Below are 18,771 nucleotides of genomic sequence, written 5' to 3'. Positions count from 1 at the left end.
GTTGGGGAGGGCCACCGTGATCCTACCCGGTGGGGCGCAGGGCTCCGCCAGTGGATTGCGCGGGCGCGCCGGGGGCGGGGGGCGGAGCGTAGTGGGCGGCGCGGACGCGGCGGAGCCAGGATTCGGCGGGGCGCGGGTCCGGGGCGGCGGGGAGGACGCCGGGGCGGGCCAGGCGATCGGCGGCGTCGGCGAGCAGGGACTCGGCGACGGCGGGGCGGTCGGCGATGCGTTCGCCGAGGTCGCGGACGTGTCCGGGGTCGGCGAGGCGGACCAGGTTGTGGCCGGTCTCGTGCAGCCGGACGGCCTGCGCGACCAGCCGGACCAGGTGCCGGGCGTGCTTGGCGGCCCGGCCGCGGGTGACCGGGTCGGTGGTGTCGCGGGTCAGCAGTTTGCGGAACTGCTGCTCTGCGTAACCGAGATAGGCCTTCCGGACGGCCGATTCACTGAGGAAACTCGAGCGGATCTCGACCAGTTCGGCACCGAGCGGGGTGCGGATCTCGTACAGGTCGTCCGGCAGCCAGACGAGCTCGGAGGCGGTCGGGTTGCAGGACAGCGCCAGACGGCACCACTTGGCGGCCTCGTGCAGGGTGACGTCGGGCCCGGTGGTGACGTGCGACTCGGCCGGGCGGTGCAGACCGTGCAGCTCCTCGGTGGGGGCGGCGTACAGGCCGAGCCGGTCGACGTCGGAGCCGGCGTGGGCGAAGCCGTACGCGGTGGAGCCGACCACGCCGGAGAGCAGGACGGTGCCGGGGACGGCGAGTGCGGGTGCGAGTGCGTCGGGCATCGTCGGTCTCCTCTCGAACAGCAGGCTGGCAGAACGGTGCCGGCGGTGAGGGTGGTGGCGGTGAGGGTGGTGGCGGCGCCGCTACCGCATCCTCGCCGGTCCGGGCCGCTCCGGGCGAACGATTTCCGCGCCGGGGCCCGCCCCGGCCGGTCCGCCGGGTAGCGTACCGACCATGTCGACCACCATCGCCGACGACGGCGTCCTGATCGTCACCGGCGCCGGCCGCGGCATCGGCGCCGCCACCGCCCTGCTCGCCGCCCGGCGCGGCTACCGGGTCTGCGTCAACTACCGCACGGACGAGGCCTCGGCCACCGCCGTGGTGGACACCGTCCGGGCCGAGGGCGGCACCGCGCTCGCCGTCCGGGCCGACGTCACCCGCACCGCCGAGGTGGAGCGGCTGTTCACCACCGTGGACGCCGAACTCGGGCTGCTCACCGGCCTGGTGAACAACGCCGGCACGCTGGAGAAGCAGTGCCGGCTGGAGGACATCGACGAGGACCGGCTGAACCGGATCTGGGCCGCCAACATCACCGGCCCGTTCCTGTGCGCGGCCCAGGCCGTCCGCCGGATGTCCACCCGGCACGGCGGCCGCGGCGGTGCCATCGTCAACGTGTCCTCGGCCGCCTCGCGGCTCGGCTCGCCCAACGAGTACGTCGACTACGCGGCCGCCAAGGGCGCCGTCGACTCGATGACCCGCGGCCTCGCCCTGGAGGTCGCCGCCGAGGGGATCCGGGTCAACGCCGTCCGCCCCGGCCTGATCCACACCGACATCCACGCCCTCGGCGGCGAGCCCGGCCGGGTCGACCGGGTCGCCCCCGGACTGCCGATGCGGCGCGGCGGACGGGCGGAGGAGGTCGCCGAGGCGATCCTCTTCCTGCTCTCCCCCGCCGCCTCGTACACCACCAACGCGTTCCTGGACGTCTCCGGCGGGCGCTGAAAGGTTCCCTCCGGTTTCCTTCCGCCGGCCCGCCCGCCGCCCGTACCGTGGGGCCATGACCGACGCCTTCATCGACATCCCCGGTGTGCGCAACTTCCGTGACGCGGGCGGGATCGGCGCCCTGCGGCGGGGCGTGCTCTACCGCTCCGGCTCCTTCCACACCCTCACCGACGAGGGCGCCCGGCGCCTCAAGGCCCTCGGCCTGCGCACCGTCCTCGACCTGCGCAGTCCGGTCGAGCTGGAGGTCTGGCCCGACCTGCGGCACGGCCTCGACCACGAGGCCCTCAACCTGCCGACCCTGCCCGCCAACCGCGAGGACGTCGACCAGCCCTGGCCCGAGGACCAGGCGGCGCTCTACCCCTTCATGGCCCAGACCGCCGGCCCGTCCCTCGCCGCCGTCGTCCGCCGCCTCGCCGCCCCCGGCGCGCTGCCCGCCCTCGTGCACTGCGCCGTCGGCAAGGACCGCACCGGCCTGACCATCGCCGTCCTGCAGTCCCTGCTCGGCGCCTCGGAGGCCGACGTCACCGCCGACTTCCTGCTCTCCAACGTCGGCCTCGGCCTCGACCGGGGCCCCACCCCCTACGTCGACGAGACCGGCACCGAACGCGTCTCCCGCCCCGTCACCGCCGAACTCCTCGCCTCCGCCCTGGGCTGGATCCACACCCGGCACTCCTCCCTCCCCGCCTACCTCCGCGCCCACGGCGTCACCGACGAGGAGCTGACCGCCCTGCGCACCAACCTGTCGGCCTGACCGGCCCGGGGACGCACCTGCTCCCGGCCTTCGAAGCGCCACCACTGGGCGGGCGGGCCGGTGTCCTCCCCCTGGTGGACGGCGGGGTCGGGGGCGGTGCGGCGCGAAGGCCGTGGCCCGGCAGCCGACCCGGCACCCGCCACCGGGCCCGCCCGCAGCGCCGCCTATGCTGCGGCGGTGTCTTCCGACCATGATGCGCCGCACCGTCAGCAGCCCACCCTCCTGGAGGCGGTGGCCGGGCTGGAGGCGGTGGCCGCCGCCGGGGACGACGACCGCTTCGGCCCCGCCCTGGCGCTGGTGGGCGGGCTGTTCGGGTCGGCCGGTCCGGCCGAGGCCGCCGCAGCCGGTCCCCGGCTGGCCGCGCTGCTGCCGGGCGCCCCGCCGTTCCCCCGGGCGCACCTGGCGATGGTCGTGGGCGCCTGCGTGGAGAACGGCGCCGACCCGGTCGGCTGCGCGGGCCCGGTGCTGGCAGGCCTGCGCGGGGCGCTGACCGGCACGCAGCGGCTGACGCGGCGGTGGGCGCAGACCGGCGGCGGCCCGCTGCCGGACCCGGAGGGCGACGACCCGGTCGAGGCGCACGACCGGGTCGCGGATCCGGCACACCTGGACGCGTGGCACGCGCACCTGGCCGTGGTCGGCTGGTGGACGCTGCACCTGTGGCAGCGGGCCGCCTGGGCCGTGTACGCGCACCCGCCGGTGCGCCGCGAGGCGCGCACCTCGGGCGTGACGGACGTGCTGCTGGAGCTGTTCGAGCGGTACGACGGCGGGCGGCACGACTTCAAGGGCCTGGCGCACCTGGCGCTGGTCCTCGACGACGAGCCGCTGCTGGTGCTGGACCGCCCCACCGGCACCGGCTACCTGCTGCGCATGGACGGGCTGGGCGACACCTTCCAACTGCACACCCTGCTCGCCGAGGTGCTGATCGGCGGCGGCCACCTGCCGGGCACCCGGCCGGACCCGGAGGTGGTGGCGCTGGCCCGTACCGCGCTCCCGGACGACCGCCGGGTGGTCGCGACCGGCGCGTTCAACCTGGTCGCCCCGGACGGCTCGTGGCTGTGGAACGAGGGGACGCCCAGCGACATCCCGGTGGTGGACGGCGTGCGCACCCTGGTCCTGGACCCGCCGCCGTACGAGCGCAGTTGGTCCGCCGGGCGGCTCCTCCAGGAGGTCCCGGGCGACCTGCGGCTGGAACGGGTGCTGCCCCCGGCGGAGGCCGCGCAGCGGCTGGCCCGCACGGTGCCGGCACAACCCGCCGAACAGGCGTTCCGGTAACGCGCCCGCGGGGAGACCCGAAAGCGGGGAGGCCCGAAAGCGGCGGGACCCGACGGCAGCGGGGCCCGACGGCGGGGAGGCCCGGACGGGCGCGGGGCGGGCGGGCTATGGTCGGAAGCCGGAACAGGAAGTCGGGACAACCTCTACGAGTGGAGTCGACGATGGCGAAGGTCCCCAACGTGCTCTCGGCCGCCGCGCCCGCCGCGCTGACCGCGGCGAGCGGCCTGGTGGGCGGTTACGGCGTCGCCCGCTGGAGCGGCCGGCGCGAACTGGGCGGCGCGGTGCTGGCGGTGGCCGGTGCCGGGGCGGCCGCGCAGTGGCACCGCAGCTCGGGCGCGGCCACCGCGGCGGCGCTGACCGGCCTGTACGTGGCGGCGTTCGGCGGCTCGCATCCGCTGGCGAAGAAGATCGGCGCCTGGCCGTCGGTCTTCGCCGTCACCGGTGTGGTCGCGGCGGCCTCGACGGCCGCGACGGCGCTGGCCGCCCGCAAGCGGTAGCGGCACCCGGCGCGAGCCGTGCGCCAGCCCGCTCACCGGCCTCGGCGGCCTCACCGGCGGCACCCGGCGGCGGCCTCAGCGCACCGCCGCGCCGGGCTGCGCCGCCCCGCCGAACCGCGCCTCGAACGCGGCCCGGTTCGCCGAGACCGGTGAGCGGTCCCAGACCGCGAACACCACCCGTTCGAAGGCCGCCCCGTACCGGGAGAGCGCGCCCTCGAAGGCCTCGGCGACCTGGGCCGGGTCGTTGCGGAACACCCCGCAGCCCCAGGCCCCGAGCACCAGCGTGCGGACCTCGTGCCGGGCCGCCGCCGCGAGCACCCGGACGGCCCGCTCGGCGAGCACGCCCCGGACGTCCACGTCGGCCGAGCGCCGTTCCAGCTGGCCCGCGTTGGGTGCGGGCGAGGTCAGGAAGGTGACCGGGTACGGCCGCGCCAGCAGGTCGCCGCCCCGACCGCGGATCACCGGTACGTCGGGCGAGACGATCACCCGGTGGCTGTACCGGAGGTCGGTGGAGGCGCGGTGCGCCTCGTAGTAGTCCGGCGCCTCCAGCAGGCAGGTGTAGAGCAGCGCGCTGCGGCACAGGTCCTCCTCCTGGGCGCGGGCACCGCGCAGGTAGCCGCCGCCGGGGTTGCGCGCGGAGGCGAAGTTGAGCACCCCGACCGGGCCAGCCCCGCCCTCGACCAGGCGCCGGGCGGCCTCGATGCTGCCTTCGGCCGTCACCTCCACCGCCCCGACTGGCCCCCCGGGCCGACCCGGCCGATCCGGCCCGGGCCCCGGGCCCCCGCCCCGCAGCAGCGCGTCCAGCGCCGGCGGCGCGTACGACACCGTGCCGGCCCTGGCGGCCGCCAACTGCTCCTCCACCATCACGAGTTCGCCACCGGCCGCCCGGTAGCTCCCCCGCTCGGCGATCTCCTCGTTCACCCGGGCCACGTCCTGCAGTCTGCTGCTCATGTCCGGGACGCTACGGGACTTCCGCCGGGCCGCGCCACAGGTTATTCTCAGCCACAGAACAACACCTCGGGGGCGCGAGGGGTACCGGGGGAGGTACCCGGGGGTATCGGGGGAACGCGACGGGCCCGCTCCAGTGCATGGAGCGGGCCCGTCGTGTGTGTTCAGCTGTTCAGCTACCGGTGGTCAACCACCGGCCGTACGGCGTCAGTTCTTCCAGCGCGGCTTGCGGTCGTCGCGGTTGAAGCCACCGGAACGGTCGCGGTCAAAGCCGCCCGAGCGGGCGCCGCCACGGTCGTCGCGGTCACGGCCGAAGCCACCACCGGAGGCCTGCGGACGGCCGCCGGAGCGGTGGTCGTCACGACGCGCGAACGGACGGTTGTTGCTGCCGCCGCGCTCGTCACGGTCCCGGCCGAAGGACGGGCGGTCACCGAAGGTGCGGGCCGGACGGTCGCCGAAGGAGCGGCCGCCGCGGTCGTCGCGGTCACGGTTGAAGCCACCGGAACGGTCGCGGTCGAAGCCACCACCGGTGCGGGCCGGACGGTCGCCGAAGGAACGGCCGCCGCGGTCGTCACGGTCACGGTTGAAACCGCCCGAGCGGGCGCCGCCACGGTCGTCACGGTCACCGAAGGAACGGCCACCACGGTCGTCACGGTCACGGTTGAAGCCACCCGAGCGGGCGCCGCCACGGTCGTCACGGTCACCGAAGGAACGGCCACCACGGTCGTCACGGTCACGGTTGAAGCCACCGGAACGGCCACCACGGTCATCGCGGTCGCGGTTGAAGCCACCCGAGCGGCCACCACGGTCGTCGCGGTCACCGAAGGAACGGCCACCACGGTCGTCACGGTCACGGTTGAAGCCACCGGAACGGCCACCACGGTCGTCACGGTCGCGGTTGAAGGCCGGACGCTCGGTGCGCGCCTCGCGGTACGAAGTCGTGCGCTCCTCGGCCTGCGGCGCGGCGGCCGGGGCCGGCACCTCGGTGGCCGGGGTCTCCGCAGCGGCCTCGTCGCCCGCCTCGGCGGCCGGGGCCTCGTCCTCGATGCCCAGCTCGGCCCGCTCGCGGGCGGCCCGCGCGGCCAGGCGGTCGGCCTCCTCGCGCAGCTCGGTGGTGCGGCGCTGCGCGCGCTCCAGCTGGCGGGTCATGTCGGCGAGCTCGCGCTCGGCGGCACCGGCGATGCCGGCCGCGCTCTCGGCCTGGACCTCGATCAGCGAACGGGCGCCGGTGATCTTGGCGACCTCGGCGTCGAAGGCGTGGTCGAGGATGTGGCGCGAGGCGTCGACGCCCGCGTCCTCCATCAGGCGGAAGACGCCGCGGCGCTGGTGCGGCAGCACCAGGGTGACGACGGCGCCGGAGCGCCCGGCCCGGGCGGTGCGGCCGGAGCGGTGCAGGTAGTCCTTGTGGTCGCCGGCCGGGTCCACGTTGAGGACCAGGTCGATGCCGTCGACGTGGATGCCGCGGGCGGCGACGTCGGTGGCGACGACGACGTTGACGTAGCCGTCCTTGAAGTCGCCGAGGACACGGGTACGGGCGCCCTGGGTCATCCCGCCGTGCAGCGCGTCGGCCTTCACGCCGGCCTCGATGAGCTGCTCGGCGACGCGGTCGGCGCCCATCTGGGTGCGGACGAAGATGATCGTGCGGCCCTTGCGGGCGGCGATCGCGTTGGTGATCGGCGCCTTGTCCTTGGGCTTCACCACGAGGATGTGGTGGGTCATGGTGGTGACCGCGCCGGCCGACGGGTCGACCTCGTGGGTGACCGGGTTCTTCAGGTAGCGCTTGACCAGGGTGTCGATCTCGTTCTCCAGGGTGGCGGAGAACAGCAGGCGCTGGCCACCGGCCGGCACCTGGTCGAGGATCTCGGTGACCTCGGGCAGGAAGCCCATGTCGGCCATCTGGTCGGCCTCGTCGAGCACGACGGTCCGGACGTCGGCCAGCTTGGCGCTGCCGCGGTTCAGCAGGTCGCGCAGACGGCCGGGGGTGGCGACCAGGACGTCGACGCCGCGCTCCAGCGCGTAGATCTGGTTCGACATCGAGGTGCCGCCGCAGACGACCTTGAGCTTGAGGCCGAGCACCGAGCCGAACGGCTCCAGGGCGTCGGCCACCTGCATGGCCAGCTCGCGGGTCGGGACGAGGATCAGGCCGCGCGGGTGCTTGGGCTTGGTGCGCTCGCCGTCGGCGAGGCGGGTCAGCAGCGGCAGGCCGAAGCTGAGGGTCTTGCCGGAGCCGGTACGGCCACGGCCCAGCACGTCCTTGCCGGCCAGGGCGTCCGGGATGGTCGCGGCCTGGATCGGGAACGGGGTGGTGACACCGCGCTTGGCGAGGGCGCGCACGACGTCGTCGTGCAGGCCCAGGTCGCCGAAGGTGATGGTGGGCTCGGCGGGCTCCTCGGCCTCGACGGCGTCGGCGTTCAGCTCGACGTCAGCGTCGGTGGGCTCGACGGCCTCAACGGCCTCGACGGTGTCGGTGAGGGTGTCGGCGGTGTCGGTGACATCGGCGGCGGCCTCGCTCGCGGGCATGGCGAAGCGGGCGTCGTCAACGAGAGACATGTAAAACCTTCCGGAAGTGGCACGCGCCAAAGTCCGGGGGTTCTGTTTCACAACCGCCTCTATGCGGTCAGCCACGGATCGCCGGAACGCGCCAAGGGCGCCAGATGGGAATAGGGCGCCAGTCAAATGAATCAAACGAACGATCTACCACCATAGACGAACCTCGGGATCAGAGGCAAATGCCCTGGCCAGACCGCTAATGCCCACCCGCATGCGGGCTCGGGGCCGAGGAACCGGAGTTACCGGCCGAGGGCTCCGGGGTCGGTGGGACGGTCGCGGCCGGTGAGGTGTGCTCGGGCTCGGGTGACGTCGAGGGGCGGCTGCTCGGCGTGGCCGACGGCGTGCCCGCCGTACCGCCGGAGCGGCCCTCACCGGTGCCGCCAGCCCCTCCCGCGCCCCCGGTACCCGCCGCACCGCCGGTACCGGCCGACGCGCCGCCGCCCGGCCGGGGCGCGGGGCTGGCACTCACGCCCCCCGCCGAACCGTTCGCGCCGGTGCCGGCCGGCGCGGGGTCCACGGCGGGCGCCCCCGGCACCGGGACCACGCCGGCGGCCGCGCCGTTCACGCCGGGCGCCACCTCGCCCGCCGCCGTGGCCGTCGCCCCGGCCGGCGCGTTCTCGCCCTGCAAGCCCCCCGGACGCTCCGGGCGCCCGGACGCACTCCCCGGATGCGCGCCGCTCGGCGAGGCCGACGGCCCGCTCGTCACCCCCGGCTTGCCCGCCGGACCGACCTGCCCGACCGGCGCCACCCCGCGCTTCACCTCCGCCTCCGGACCGACCGACATGCACCCCGTCAGCCCCAGCCCGGCCACCGCCAGCACCGCCGCCGCACGCACCGAAGCCGTACGCGCCGAAACCGCACGCGCCGAAGCCGTACGCACCACCGCCCGAACCGCCCGCACCGAAGCCACCGAGCTCCCTCTCCACCGCCCCACCCGGGCCGCCCACTGCTCGCGCGGCCGCTTTTCGGTGCCCAACGCGCACCCGCCCCGACGGGACACGGGCAGCGCGCCAGGAAGCGCCTGGGCCGCCTCCGCCACAGCCCGCCGAACCGGCAGACCGGCGGCCTGCTCAGCCCCAGAACGCCGAGGCCAGCCCCGCCCCCGCGTACACCGCGGCCAGCCCCACCACCACGCTGCCCACCACGTTCGCCAGCGCGTACCGCCCCGCCCCGGTCTCGACCAGCCGCAGCGTCTCGTACGAGAAGGTCGAGTACGTGGTCAGCGCCCCGCACAGCCCCGTCCCCAGCAGCACCTGGACCTGCGGGGACGCGGCCCCCGCCGCCACCGCCCCGGTCACCAGGCCGAGCACCATGCAGCCGACCGCGTTCACCGCGAACGTCCCCCAGGGGAACACCGAGTCGTGCCGGGCCTGCACCGCCCGGTCGGTCAGGTACCGCAGCGGCGCGCCGACCACCGCGCCCGCCACCACCAGCAGCCAGTTCACCCCGAAGCCCCTTCCCGCCCCACGTACCTGACCACTTCGCAGCGGTCCAGCAGCACCAAGCCCTCCGCCACCAGCCCGTCCAACTGCGGCAGGAACGCCCGCACCCGCTCCTCCTCGTCCACGATCACCACCGCCACCGGCAGGTCCTCGCTCAGCGACAGCAGCCGCGCCGTGTGCACCAGCGACGACGCCCCGAACCCCTCGATCCCCCGGAACACGCTCGCCCCGGCCAGCCCCGCCGCCCGCGCCCGGTGCACGATCTCGCTGTACAGCGGCCGGTGGTGCCAGCGGTCGTTCTCCCCCACCAGCACGGTCAGCCGCAGCGCCGGCCCGCTCAACCTGCTCACCGCACGCCCCCGCCACCACGGGCGATCAGACGGCGCGTCAGCCCGGCCGCCACCCACACCGCGCCGAGCGCGCCCAGCAGCGTCAGCCCCAGGTACGCCAGCCCGAGCCCGAGCCGCCCCTCCTCCACCAGCCGCCGGATGTCCACCGCGTACGTCGAGAAGGTGGTGAAGCCGCCCAGCACCCCGGTCCCGAAGAACGGCCGCAGCAGCGGGTGCGCCGGACGCCCCTCGGTGATCACCACCAGGAACACCCCGATCACCGCGCACCCGACCACGTTGATCAGCAGCGTCGTCCACGGGAACGCCGCCGGCCCGTTCGCCCAGGCCAGCCCGGCGCCGTACCGCGCCACCGACCCGATCGCCCCGCCCACCGCGATCACCGCCACGGCCGGCCCCTGCCCGCGCCACACCGGCGGCCGCCTCCGGGCGGCCGCCCCCTCGTCCACCGGCCGGGTCCGCGCCGGGCCGTCCACCGTGCCGTCCGAGGTCGCCATAACCCCATCAAACACCGGCTCCCGCCGTCTGGCACAGCGTCACTCCAGACCCGACAATGAACCGGTGGAGATGACCCGGGACGAGTTCGAGACGCTGGTCAGCGACGCCCTCGACCAGATTCCCCCGCAGCTCGCGGCCATGATGGACAACGTCGCCGTCTTCGTCGAGGACGAGCCCGACCCCGCCGACCCGGAACTCCTCGGCCTCTACGAGGGCACCCCGCTCACCGAACGCGGCGAGTGGTACGCGGGCGTCCTGCCCGACCGGATCCTCATCTACCGCGGCCCCACCCTCCGGCACTGCGAGACCCACGACCAGGTCGTCGCCGAAGTCCGCACCACGGTCATCCACGAGGTCGCCCACCACTTCGGCTTCGACGACCACGAACTCGACGAACTCGGCTGGTCCTGACCCCCGCCCCAAGCGGCCCTCGGGCGGCCCCCACCCACCCGGCCGAAACCCGTTTTGGCGATCCGCCCTGCATCCCATATGCTTCTCGACGTCCCCGAACGCTGGGAACAGCGGGACAGGCCGCAAGCCCTCATCGTCTAGTGGCCCAGGACGCCGCCCTTTCAAGGCGGTAGCACGGGTTCGAATCCCGTTGGGGGCACGCAGTACCGTAGTAAAAAGCAGTGCCGCAAGACCTTAGTGGGAAACCACTACAAGGTCCCGTGGAGCAGTTGGTTAGCTCGCCACCCTGTCAAGGTGGAGGTCGCGGGTTCAAGTCCCGTCGGGATCGCTCGTCTCGCAAGAGACGGTGCAGTACGGCCAGGTAGCTCAGTTGGTACGAGCGTCCGCCTGAAAAGCGGAAGGTCGCCGGTTCGACCCCGGCCCTGGCCACAATGCATGACCAGGCATTATGCCCCCGAAGCAGCTCGCTTCGGGGGCATTTTCGCGTTGTTTGACGCCAACGGCACAGCCGACGGTCACCACCCTCCCGCATGACGTCAAGTACGTGACGTACTTGACGTACTTCACCGGCCGCGCGACCCTGGTTCTCGGACGAGGAGGCTTCCCATGACAGCAGTCCACTACGAGAGCTACACCGAAGCCCGAACGCACCTGAAGGATCTGCTGGACGCAGCGGGGCAAGGCCGGATCGCGACCGTTCGCCGGGACACCGGATACGCGGCCGTAGTCGACGCAGGGCGGCTACGCCGCGCCCTCACGCTGTTGTGCCCCTCCAAGGCCGAGGTGGTCGCCGAGGGCGGTGGCTGGTCGGTGTTCTTCCCCGGCCTGCCGGTCGCAGCGGACGGCGGCACGTTCGACGAGGCCATCGACGAGATGATCGACGCGCTCCGCGAGTATGCGGAGGACTGGCAGGACCGACTGCTGAGCACTCCGAACCATCGCGACAACTGGGGCCTGGTTCAGCTGATCGGTCTCAGCGACGACGCACAACTCCGTGATTGGCTGCTCGGAGTCGCGAAGTGACCTGGCCCCAGCCGACACGCGAACGGCACGAGCAGTTCTGCAAGGTTGAAGGCTGGGAACGCGTACGTGACGCGCGAGGCCGCACCGGCACCCACCACGTCACCTACGAATTCGGGCTCCCCGACGGGCGGATCCTGCGTACTCGGGTGTCGCATCCGGTCGACCGCACCGTGTACGGCGCGGGCATGTGGTCGCACGTCCTCCGCGATCAGCTGGATGTGACAGAGGATGTCTTCTGGCCGTGCGTCCTGGACGGCGCGCTTCCCGATCGAGGCGCGCCCGAGCCACCACGCGAGGCGCTTCCCGCAGATCTGGTCCACATGCTGATCAACCGTGTCGGACTCACCGAGAACCAGGTCGCCGAGCTGAACAAGGCCCAGGCGATCGCGCGACTCCAGCAGTTCTGGACCGAGGGCCACTGACACCAGTTGCCGGGTCGCCGCCGGGGCCGCTGCGGCTTCCGGTCCCCGCAGATCTCGAAGTCCATCGCACACCTTGAACTGGGGTGTTGCGACGACCGTTAGGACCCAAGATTTCGCTGCGGGGCTTCCGCCGTTCCGGGGGCCCGGGGCCTGGGGCCGGGCGCCGACTACGCTGGGTGCCGGACACCGGTGGATTCGGTTCGGGAGGCGTCGCACTCATGGCCCCGGAACACTTCGAGCTTCTGGAAGAGGCCCGCAGGAGCCTGCCCGACGGCTTCAAGGTGGAGCTCTCCGGCGACACCATCACCATGATGGTGAGCCCCTCGGGGATCCACCAGCGCAACCTGCTGGTGGTGCGCCGGCAGTTCGACGCCCACACCCCGGCCGGGCTGCTGCCGAGCGAGAACACCGATCTGATCTCGCCCAACGTCGGGAAGAGCCGCAATCCCGACCTGACGTACCTTCCGGACGACGCGCTGGCCACCACCGACAACCAGGTGCCCGCCGAGCTGGCCGCGATCGCGGTCGAGCTGGTCTCGCCCTCCAACCCCGAGAACGACTGGGTCGGGAAGGTGCGGGACTACCCGCTGATGGGGATCCCGCTGTACCTCCTGGTCGACGCGCGGGAGAAGACCGTCACCCTCTTCAGCAGGCCGGACGGCGCCCGGTACCACCGGCGCGAGGACATCGCGTTCGGCGAGACGATGCGCGTTCTGGAGCCCTTCGGCTTCGAGCTGGTCACCGGCGACCTGCTGCCCTGCTGATCTCGGGCGGCTCCCCTCGGGTCAGCTCGCCAGGCGGCCGGGCGAGCTGACCCGAGGGGAGGTGGGCCGGTCGCGCGGGCGGCGTCGAGGCCGGCACGCCGGGTGGGTTCAGTAGGAGCGGAACCAGCTGGCGTCGGTGCCCAGCACGGAGCCGTCCGCCGCGTAGTACGTGAACGTGCGGGCCTGGGCGCCCGGCTTCCTGGCGATCGCGTACCAGCGCGTCGGGGAGTCCCCGAGGGCGACCGGCGCCGACTCGCTGATGCCGCCGGTGTCCCAGGTGACCACGATCTTCGCGACCCGGGGCCGGACCCCGGCGATCACCACCGGTGAGGCGCCCAGCTCCCCGCCCTTGAACCCGAGCATCGTCCCTCCTCCGGAGGTGGCCCGGTCGATGATCGCCCCGTCCGGCACCCCCGGGGCGGGGGTGTCGTGCATCGCGTCGTCTACCTGGCGCTGCCCGTCCACGGTGGCGTAGAGGTTCACCAGGTCCACGTCCGGGCGCCAGCTCCGGTCGATGTCCGCCCGGGTGGTCTCCGGCAGTTGCGGGATGGCCGCGTGCCGGTCCTCCCAGATCAGCCGGGCCTGTCGGAGGGCGTCCTCCTTGGTGGCGGCCGCCGGCCAGAACGCGGCCCACGCCTGCCACTGCCTGCCGTTCGTGGTGCCGTGGCCGACCACGACCCGGACCGGGGTGAACGGATCCCGCGCGGGAGCGGTCGGTGTCGCGGTGGTGCCTGCGGTGCCCGCGGCGGCCCCGGCGGCCCCGGCGGCCTCCGCGGCGGTGACGGTCGAGGCGTCCGCCACCACCGCCCCCGCGTCGGCCGCGTTGCCCGGCCCCCGCCCCCGCCCGAGCCCGCCGAGCGCCGTCCCCCCGACGACGGCCGCCGCGACCAGCACCGCCACCGCCCCGCTGGTCAGCAGCCGCCGGCGCCGCAGCCGGCGCCGCCCCCCGGCGACCAGCCGGTCGTACGGGACGGCCCCGATCTCGACGCTTCCGGCCAGCTCGCCCAGGACGCGCGCCGCCGCGGCCTCGGCGCCGGCCGCGCCCCCGGCCCCCGCCCCGACCGTGTCCTCGCCGCCCGCACCGCCCACGTTGCCCATGGCGCCCTCGCCGCCCGCACCGCCCTCGCCGCCCACGTTGCCCACGTTGCCCTCGTTGCTCATCTTCCGCCTCCGATGCTCGCCAGCCCGTTGAGTGAGGAGGCCTCCCGCAGCTTGGCCAGGCCCCTGGCCGCCTGGCTCTTCACCGTCCCGACCGAGCAGCCCATCGCCGCGGCGGTCTGGGTCTCGGTGAGGTCCTCCCAGTACCGCAGCACGACGGCCTGCCGCTGCCGGGGCGGCAGCGTGCCGAGGGCCGTGAGCAGCGCCGCCCGTTCGTCCAGCCGCGCGTAGCCGTCGGGGCCCTCGGGTGCGGCCCGGTCGGGGACGGCGGTGACCAGGTCCTCGGCCGCTCGGCGGCGGAACCGCCGGGCGTGCTCGTTGATCAGGATCCGGCGCACGTAGGCGTGCGGGTCGTCGGCCGCCCGGACCCGGCTCCAGGCGACGTACGCCCGCTCCAGGGCCTGCTGGACCAGGTCCTCGGCGGTGTGCCTGTCCCCCGCGAGCAGGTACGCCGTCCTGAGCAGCCGCGTCCACGCGCTGCCGGTGAACGCGCGGAACTCCTCGTCCCTCGCGGTCTTCTGGGCTCCCATGAGCACCTCCTCAACCCCCAGAGCCCGAAACCGCCGCGAACCGTTGCCTGGCCCGGCCCGGAGCCGTCCGGCCCGACGCCACCGGCACCCGGACCCGCCGTTCGCGCTCGGCCGCCGGTGGCTGTGACACTGGAGAGGCTCGAAAACCGAGGTGCGCGCCGCCGTACCTCCTTGCGAACCTAGAGGGATGCCCGCAGTGAGTTCTCCCGCAGTCCAGTCCGCCCCCGCACCCGCCGAGGGTCCCGGTATCGGTGAGCTGGCCGCCCGCCTGCCCGAGCTGACCCTGCGCGACCAGGTGCGGATCGGGCGCCGACTGGAGGGGGCCCGTCGGGTCCGCAAGCCCGAGGCCCGGCAGAAGGTCGCCGCCCAGATCGCCGCCGACATCGACCGCGCCGAGCTGCTGGTCGAGCAGCGCCGCGGTGCCGTCCCACCGATCAGCTATCCCGCCGAGCTGCCGGTCAGCCAGAAGAAGGACGAAATCCTGGCGGCCATCCGGGACCACCAGGTGGTGATCGTCGCGGGTGAGACCGGCTCCGGCAAGACCACCCAGATCCCGAAGATCTGTCTGGAGCTGGGCCGCGGCGTGCGCGGTCTGGTCGGCCACACCCAGCCGCGCCGGATCGCCGCCCGTACGGTCGCCGAGCGGGTCGCGGAGGAGCTGCGCACCCCGCTGGGCGAGGCGGTCGGCTGGAAGGTCCGGTTCACCGACCAGGTCGGCCAGGACACCCTGGTCAAGCTGATGACGGACGGCATCCTGCTCGCGGAGATCCAGACCGACCGCGAACTGCTCCAGTACGACACCCTGATCATCGACGAGGCGCACGAGCGCAGCCTCAACATCGACTTCATCCTCGGCTACGTCAAGCAGCTGCTCCCGCGCCGACCGGACCTCAAGGTCGTGATCACCTCCGCGACCATCGACCCGCAGCGCTTCGCCCGGCACTTCAACGACGCCCCGATCGTCGAGGTCTCCGGCCGCACCTACCCGGTGGAGGTCCGGTACCGCCCGCTCGTCGACGACCTGGACGAGGACGACGACGCGACGGACGCCGACCGCGACCGGGACCAGATCCAGGCGATCTGCGAAGCGGCCCAGGAGCTCCAGGCCGAGGGCCCGGGCGACATCCTGGTCTTCCTCTCCGGCGAGCGCGAGATCCGCGACACCGCCGACGCCCTGGACAAGCTGAAACTCAAGTCCACCGAGGTCCTGCCGCTGTACGCCCGGCTGAGCTCGGCCGAGCAGCACCGGGTGTTCCAGCGCTCCGGCAGCCGCCGGATCGTCCTCGCCACCAACGTCGCCGAGACCAGCCTCACCGTCCCCGGCATCAAGTACGTGATCGACCCGGGCACCGCCCGGATCTCCCGCTACAGCCACCGCACCAAGGTGCAGCGGCTGCCGATCGAGGCGGTCAGCCAGGCCAGCGCCAACCAGCGCAAGGGCCGCTGCGGCCGCACCTCCGACGGCATCTGCATCCGGCTGTACTCGGAGGAGGACTTCCTCTCCCGCCCCGAGTTCACCGACGCCGAGATCCTGCGCACCAACCTGGCCTCGGTGATCCTGCAGATGACGGCGGCGGGCCTCGGCGACATCGCCGCCTTCCCGTTCCTGGACCCGCCGGACTCCCGCAACATCAAGGACGGCGTGCACCTGCTGCACGAGCTGGGCGCGCTGGACCCGGACGAGAAGGACCCGCGCAAGCGCCTCACCGCGCTCGGCCGCCAACTGGCCCAGCTCCCGGTGGACCCGCGGATGGCCCGGATGGTGCTGGAGGCCGACAAGAACGGCTGCGTGCGCGACGTGATGGTGATCGCCGCCGCGCTGTCCATCCAGGACCCGCGCGAGCGCCCCGCCGAGAAGCGCCAGGCCGCCGACGAGCGGCACCGCCGGTTCAACTCGGAGACCTCCGACTTCCTGTCCTACCTGGCGATGTGGCGCTACGTCCGGGAGCAGCAGCGCGAGCTGTCCTCCTCGGCCTTCCGCCGGATGTGCAAGGCGGAGTTCCTCAACTACCTGCGGATACGGGAGTGGCAGGACATCTACACCCAGCTGCGCACGGTCGCCAAGCAGTTGGGCGTCACCATCGAGGAGCCGCACGAGGACGCCGAGCCGGACGCCGACCGGATCCACCAGTCGCTGCTGGCCGGCCTGCTCTCCCACATCGGCCTGTTCGACGTGGAGAAGCGCGAGTACGGCGGCGCGCGCGGCGCCCGGTTCGCGGTGTTCCCGGGCTCGGGCCTGTTCAAGAAGCCGCCGCGCTGGGTGATGTCGGCCGAGCTGGTGGAGACGTCCCGGCTGTGGGCGCGGATCAACGCCAAGATCGAGCCGGAGTGGGTGGAGCCGCTGGCCGGCCACCTGATCAAGCGGACGTACAGCGAGCCGCACTGGGAGAAGAAGGCCGGAGCCGTCCTGGCGTACGAGCGGGTGACGCTCTACGGGATGCCGGTCGTCGCCCAGCGCAAGGTCAACTACGGGCGGATCGACCCGGAGCTGTGCCGCGAGCTGTTCATCCGCAACGCGCTGGTCGAGGGCGACTGGGAGACCCACCACCGGTTCTTCGCCGAGAACCGCAAGCTGCTCGGTGAGGTCGAGGAGCTGGAGAACCGGGCCCGGCGCCGGGACATCCTGGTCGACGACCAGACCCTGTTCGAGTTCTACGACGCCCGGCTGCCGGAGGACGTGGTCTCCACCCGGCACTTCGACTCCTGGTGGAAGACGGCCCGGCACGAGCAGCCGGACCTGCTCAACTTCGAGAAGTCGATGCTGATCAACGACTCCGCGGACGGCGTCACGGAGGCCGACTACCCGGACCACTGGCAGCAGGGCAAGCTGCGCTTCCAGCTGACCTACCAGTTCGAACCGGGCAGCGACGCGGACGGCGTGACCGTCCACATCCCGCTGCCGGTGCTCAACCAGGTCACCGCGGAGGGCTTCGACTGGCAGATCCCGGGCCTGCGGACGGAGCTGGTCACCGCGTACATCAAGTCGCTGCCGAAGGCGATCCGGCGCAACTTCGTGCCGGCGCCGGACTTCGCGAAGGCGGCGCTGCGCGCGGTGAAGGACCGCCAGGAGCCGTTGCTGCCGTCCCTGGAGCACGCCCTCAAGCGCCTGACGGCCATCACCGTGCCGCCGGAGGCCTGGGACGACGAGCGGGTGCCGGACCACCTCAAGGTGACCTTCCGGGTGGTGGACGGCCGCCGCAAGCTCGCCGAGTCCAAGGACCTGGAGGAGCTGCGGCTGCGGCTCAAGCCGAAGCTCAAGGAGACGCTGTCCTCGGCGGCCTCCGGCCAGGGCATCGAGCAGGGCGGGCTGACCGCCTGGCCGGGCGGCCTGCCCGTGCTCCAGCGCACCTTCGAGCAGCGCTCGCGCGGCCATTCGCTGCGCGCCTACCCGGCCCTGGTGGACGAGGGGGAGTCGGTCGGCGTGAAGCTGTTCGACACCCCGCAGGCGCAGACGCAGTCGATGTGGGCGGGCACCCGCCGGCTGCTGATGCTGACCACCACCTCCCCGGCCAAGTCGATCCAGGGCCGGCTGGGCAACCAGGCGAAGCTGGCGCTCTCGCACAACCCGCACGGCTCGGTGAACGCCCTCTTCGAGGACGTGGTGGCCTGTGCGACGGACCGGCTGATGACCCTGGCCGGCGGACCGGCCTGGGACGAGGCGGCCTTCGGCACGCTGCACGACAAGGTGCGGGCGGACCTGTACGACCTGTCCGCGGACACCACGCTGAAGACGGCCACCGCGCTGATCGCCTTCCACAAGGCCTCGACCCGGCTGAAGTCGGTGAGCAGCCCGGTGCTGCTGAACGCGGTGAACGACATCCGGCTGCACCTGGCCTCCCTGGTGCACCCGGGCTTCGTCACGGACACCGGCTGGCAGCGGCTGCCGGACCTCAAGCGCTACCTGCTGGCGGTGGACCGCCGGCTGGAGGCGCTGCCCAACCACCCGCAGCGGGACGCCCAGCAGCTGCTGAAGGTCCAGCAGGTGCAGCGGGAGTACGGGGAGCTGCTGGCGGCGGTGCCGGCCGGCCGGCAGCCGTCCGCGGAGGTGCTGGCGATCCGCTGGATGATCGAGGAGTTGCGGGTCAGCTTCTTCGCCCAGTCGCTGGGCACACCGAGCCCGGTGTCGGAGAAGCGGATCACCAAGGCGATGGAGGCTGCCAGGGCCACGCTCTGAGCTGGGCGGCGGCCTCCTCGGGGGCCCTCAGGTGCCAGTTCGACCTGGGGGCCCACCATGGGCTACAGTCTGTCTTGTTCGCAGCGCGGCAAGCGAGTGAACGAGATCAGAAAACTCTGGTCCCGTGGAGCAGTTGGTTAGCTCGCCACCCTGTCAAGGTGGAGGTCGCGGGTTCAAGTCCCGTCGGGATCGCCGCAGTGGGGGGGGGGGGGGAGCAGACGGCATGGGGGGCCGAGAGGTTTGTGGTCGGGGGGTTTTTGAGG

General features: G+C 73.3%; 17 protein-coding genes and 4 tRNA genes. 13 read left to right on the top strand and 8 right to left on the bottom strand.

The annotated features are described in order from the left end of the window. Positions 1 to 22: 22 nt before the first annotated feature. Positions 23 to 784: a DNA polymerase beta superfamily protein gene (locus ACFV6D_RS19175; RefSeq protein ID WP_380560556.1), complete on the bottom strand. Its 762-nt coding sequence runs from the start codon at positions 782 to 784 to the stop codon at positions 23 to 25. A 172-nt stretch (positions 785 to 956) separates the two neighbouring features. Between ACFV6D_RS19175 and ACFV6D_RS19170 the strand changes: the two genes are divergently transcribed. The 4 genes from ACFV6D_RS19170 to ACFV6D_RS19155 all read left to right on the top strand — a co-directional run bounded on the left by ACFV6D_RS19170 (position 957) and on the right by ACFV6D_RS19155 (position 4,241). Next, positions 957 to 1,721 (top strand): SDR family oxidoreductase, encoded by a 765-nt coding sequence (locus ACFV6D_RS19170; protein ID WP_380560555.1) that lies wholly within the window; start codon positions 957 to 959, stop codon positions 1,719 to 1,721. Positions 1,722 to 1,776: 55 nt separating this feature from the next. Then, positions 1,777 to 2,472: a tyrosine-protein phosphatase gene (locus ACFV6D_RS19165; RefSeq protein WP_063348324.1), complete on the top strand. Its 696-nt coding sequence runs from the start codon at positions 1,777 to 1,779 to the stop codon at positions 2,470 to 2,472. Positions 2,473 to 2,649: 177 nt separating this feature from the next. Further along, the gene (locus ACFV6D_RS19160) at positions 2,650 to 3,744 is read left to right on the top strand and encodes a hypothetical protein (protein ID WP_380335463.1); all 1,095 of its coding nucleotides are present in this window, start codon (positions 2,650 to 2,652) and stop codon (positions 3,742 to 3,744) included. Positions 3,745 to 3,905: 161 nt separating this feature from the next. Then, positions 3,906 to 4,241 carry a hypothetical protein gene (locus ACFV6D_RS19155; protein ID WP_063348325.1) on the top strand — a complete coding sequence of 112 codons (336 nt, stop codon included), beginning with the start codon at positions 3,906 to 3,908 and terminating at the stop codon, positions 4,239 to 4,241. 75 nt (positions 4,242 to 4,316) lie between these two features. Here the strand turns inward: ACFV6D_RS19155 and ACFV6D_RS19150 are convergent, their stop codons facing one another. The 5 genes from ACFV6D_RS19150 to crcB (ACFV6D_RS19130) form a co-directional block, all read right to left on the bottom strand. Beyond that, a complete protein-coding gene (locus ACFV6D_RS19150) occupies positions 4,317 to 5,192 on the bottom strand; it encodes a TIGR02452 family protein (protein ID WP_380560554.1) in 876 nt (291 codons plus the stop codon). 204 nt (positions 5,193 to 5,396) lie between these two features. Further along, complete coding sequence (locus ACFV6D_RS19145; RefSeq protein ID WP_380424680.1) at positions 5,397 to 7,739, bottom strand: DEAD/DEAH box helicase; 2,343 nt, start codon at positions 7,737 to 7,739, stop codon at positions 5,397 to 5,399. Positions 7,740 to 8,809: 1,070 nt separating this feature from the next. Further along, positions 8,810 to 9,184 carry a fluoride efflux transporter CrcB gene (gene crcB / locus ACFV6D_RS19140; RefSeq protein WP_063348328.1) on the bottom strand — a complete coding sequence of 125 codons (375 nt, stop codon included), beginning with the start codon at positions 9,182 to 9,184 and terminating at the stop codon, positions 8,810 to 8,812. After that, positions 9,181 to 9,531: a DUF190 domain-containing protein gene (locus tag ACFV6D_RS19135; RefSeq protein ID WP_063348329.1), complete on the bottom strand. Its 351-nt coding sequence runs from the start codon at positions 9,529 to 9,531 to the stop codon at positions 9,181 to 9,183. The genes crcB (ACFV6D_RS19140) and ACFV6D_RS19135 overlap by 4 nt, the downstream gene beginning before the upstream one ends. After that, positions 9,528 to 10,025 carry a fluoride efflux transporter CrcB gene (crcB, locus tag ACFV6D_RS19130; RefSeq protein ID WP_380490244.1) on the bottom strand — a complete coding sequence of 166 codons (498 nt, stop codon included), beginning with the start codon at positions 10,023 to 10,025 and terminating at the stop codon, positions 9,528 to 9,530. Before crcB (ACFV6D_RS19130) ends, ACFV6D_RS19135 begins: the two co-directional genes overlap by 4 nt. Before the next feature lie 70 nt (positions 10,026 to 10,095). Between crcB (ACFV6D_RS19130) and ACFV6D_RS19125 the strand changes: the two genes are divergently transcribed. From ACFV6D_RS19125 to ACFV6D_RS19095, 7 genes are all read left to right on the top strand, one after another. Continuing rightward, a complete protein-coding gene (locus ACFV6D_RS19125; RefSeq protein ID WP_063348331.1) occupies positions 10,096 to 10,437 on the top strand; it encodes a metallopeptidase family protein in 342 nt (113 codons plus the stop codon). A gap of 126 nt (positions 10,438 to 10,563) precedes the next feature. Continuing rightward, positions 10,564 to 10,636 (top strand) — tRNA-Glu (locus tag ACFV6D_RS19120). A gap of 55 nt (positions 10,637 to 10,691) precedes the next feature. Beyond that, positions 10,692 to 10,765 (top strand) — tRNA-Asp (locus ACFV6D_RS19115). Between the two features lie 27 nt (positions 10,766 to 10,792). Beyond that, positions 10,793 to 10,866, top strand: a tRNA-Phe gene (locus ACFV6D_RS19110). Between the two features lie 177 nt (positions 10,867 to 11,043). Beyond that, positions 11,044 to 11,460, top strand: a complete 417-nt coding sequence (locus ACFV6D_RS19105; protein WP_380560553.1) for a prevent-host-death protein — start codon at positions 11,044 to 11,046, stop codon at positions 11,458 to 11,460. Continuing rightward, positions 11,457 to 11,882, top strand: coding sequence for a cytotoxic translational repressor of toxin-antitoxin stability system (locus tag ACFV6D_RS19100; protein ID WP_380560552.1), 426 nt, complete (start codon positions 11,457 to 11,459; stop codon positions 11,880 to 11,882). The genes ACFV6D_RS19105 and ACFV6D_RS19100 overlap by 4 nt, the downstream gene beginning before the upstream one ends. A 218-nt stretch (positions 11,883 to 12,100) precedes the next feature. Continuing rightward, positions 12,101 to 12,646, top strand: coding sequence for a Uma2 family endonuclease (locus ACFV6D_RS19095; protein ID WP_380560551.1), 546 nt, complete (start codon positions 12,101 to 12,103; stop codon positions 12,644 to 12,646). A 108-nt stretch (positions 12,647 to 12,754) separates the two neighbouring features. Here ACFV6D_RS19095 and ACFV6D_RS19090 read toward each other — a convergent pair whose 3' ends face one another. Together ACFV6D_RS19090 and ACFV6D_RS19085 are read right to left on the bottom strand one after the other, a co-directional pair. Continuing rightward, positions 12,755 to 13,807, bottom strand: a complete 1,053-nt coding sequence (locus tag ACFV6D_RS19090; protein WP_380560550.1) for a hypothetical protein — start codon at positions 13,805 to 13,807, stop codon at positions 12,755 to 12,757. Next, positions 13,804 to 14,334 carry a SigE family RNA polymerase sigma factor gene (locus ACFV6D_RS19085; protein WP_063348334.1) on the bottom strand — a complete coding sequence of 177 codons (531 nt, stop codon included), beginning with the start codon at positions 14,332 to 14,334 and terminating at the stop codon, positions 13,804 to 13,806. The genes ACFV6D_RS19090 and ACFV6D_RS19085 overlap by 4 nt, the downstream gene beginning before the upstream one ends. A gap of 187 nt (positions 14,335 to 14,521) precedes the next feature. On the opposite strand from ACFV6D_RS19085, the gene hrpA reads away from it, so the two are divergent. Together hrpA and ACFV6D_RS19075 are read left to right on the top strand one after the other, a co-directional pair. Continuing rightward, entirely contained in the window at positions 14,522 to 18,508 is a 3,987-nt protein-coding gene (gene hrpA, locus ACFV6D_RS19080; protein WP_063348335.1) for an ATP-dependent RNA helicase HrpA, read from the top strand. A gap of 118 nt (positions 18,509 to 18,626) precedes the next feature. Further along, positions 18,627 to 18,700: transfer RNA gene (locus ACFV6D_RS19075), tRNA-Asp, on the top strand. Positions 18,701 to 18,771 lie beyond the last annotated feature (71 nt).

Source organism: Kitasatospora sp. NPDC059812, assembly GCF_042732075.1.
Classification (GTDB): domain Bacteria; phylum Actinomycetota; class Actinomycetes; order Streptomycetales; family Streptomycetaceae; genus Kitasatospora.
This window is presented reverse-complemented; position numbering and strand designations above follow the sequence as displayed.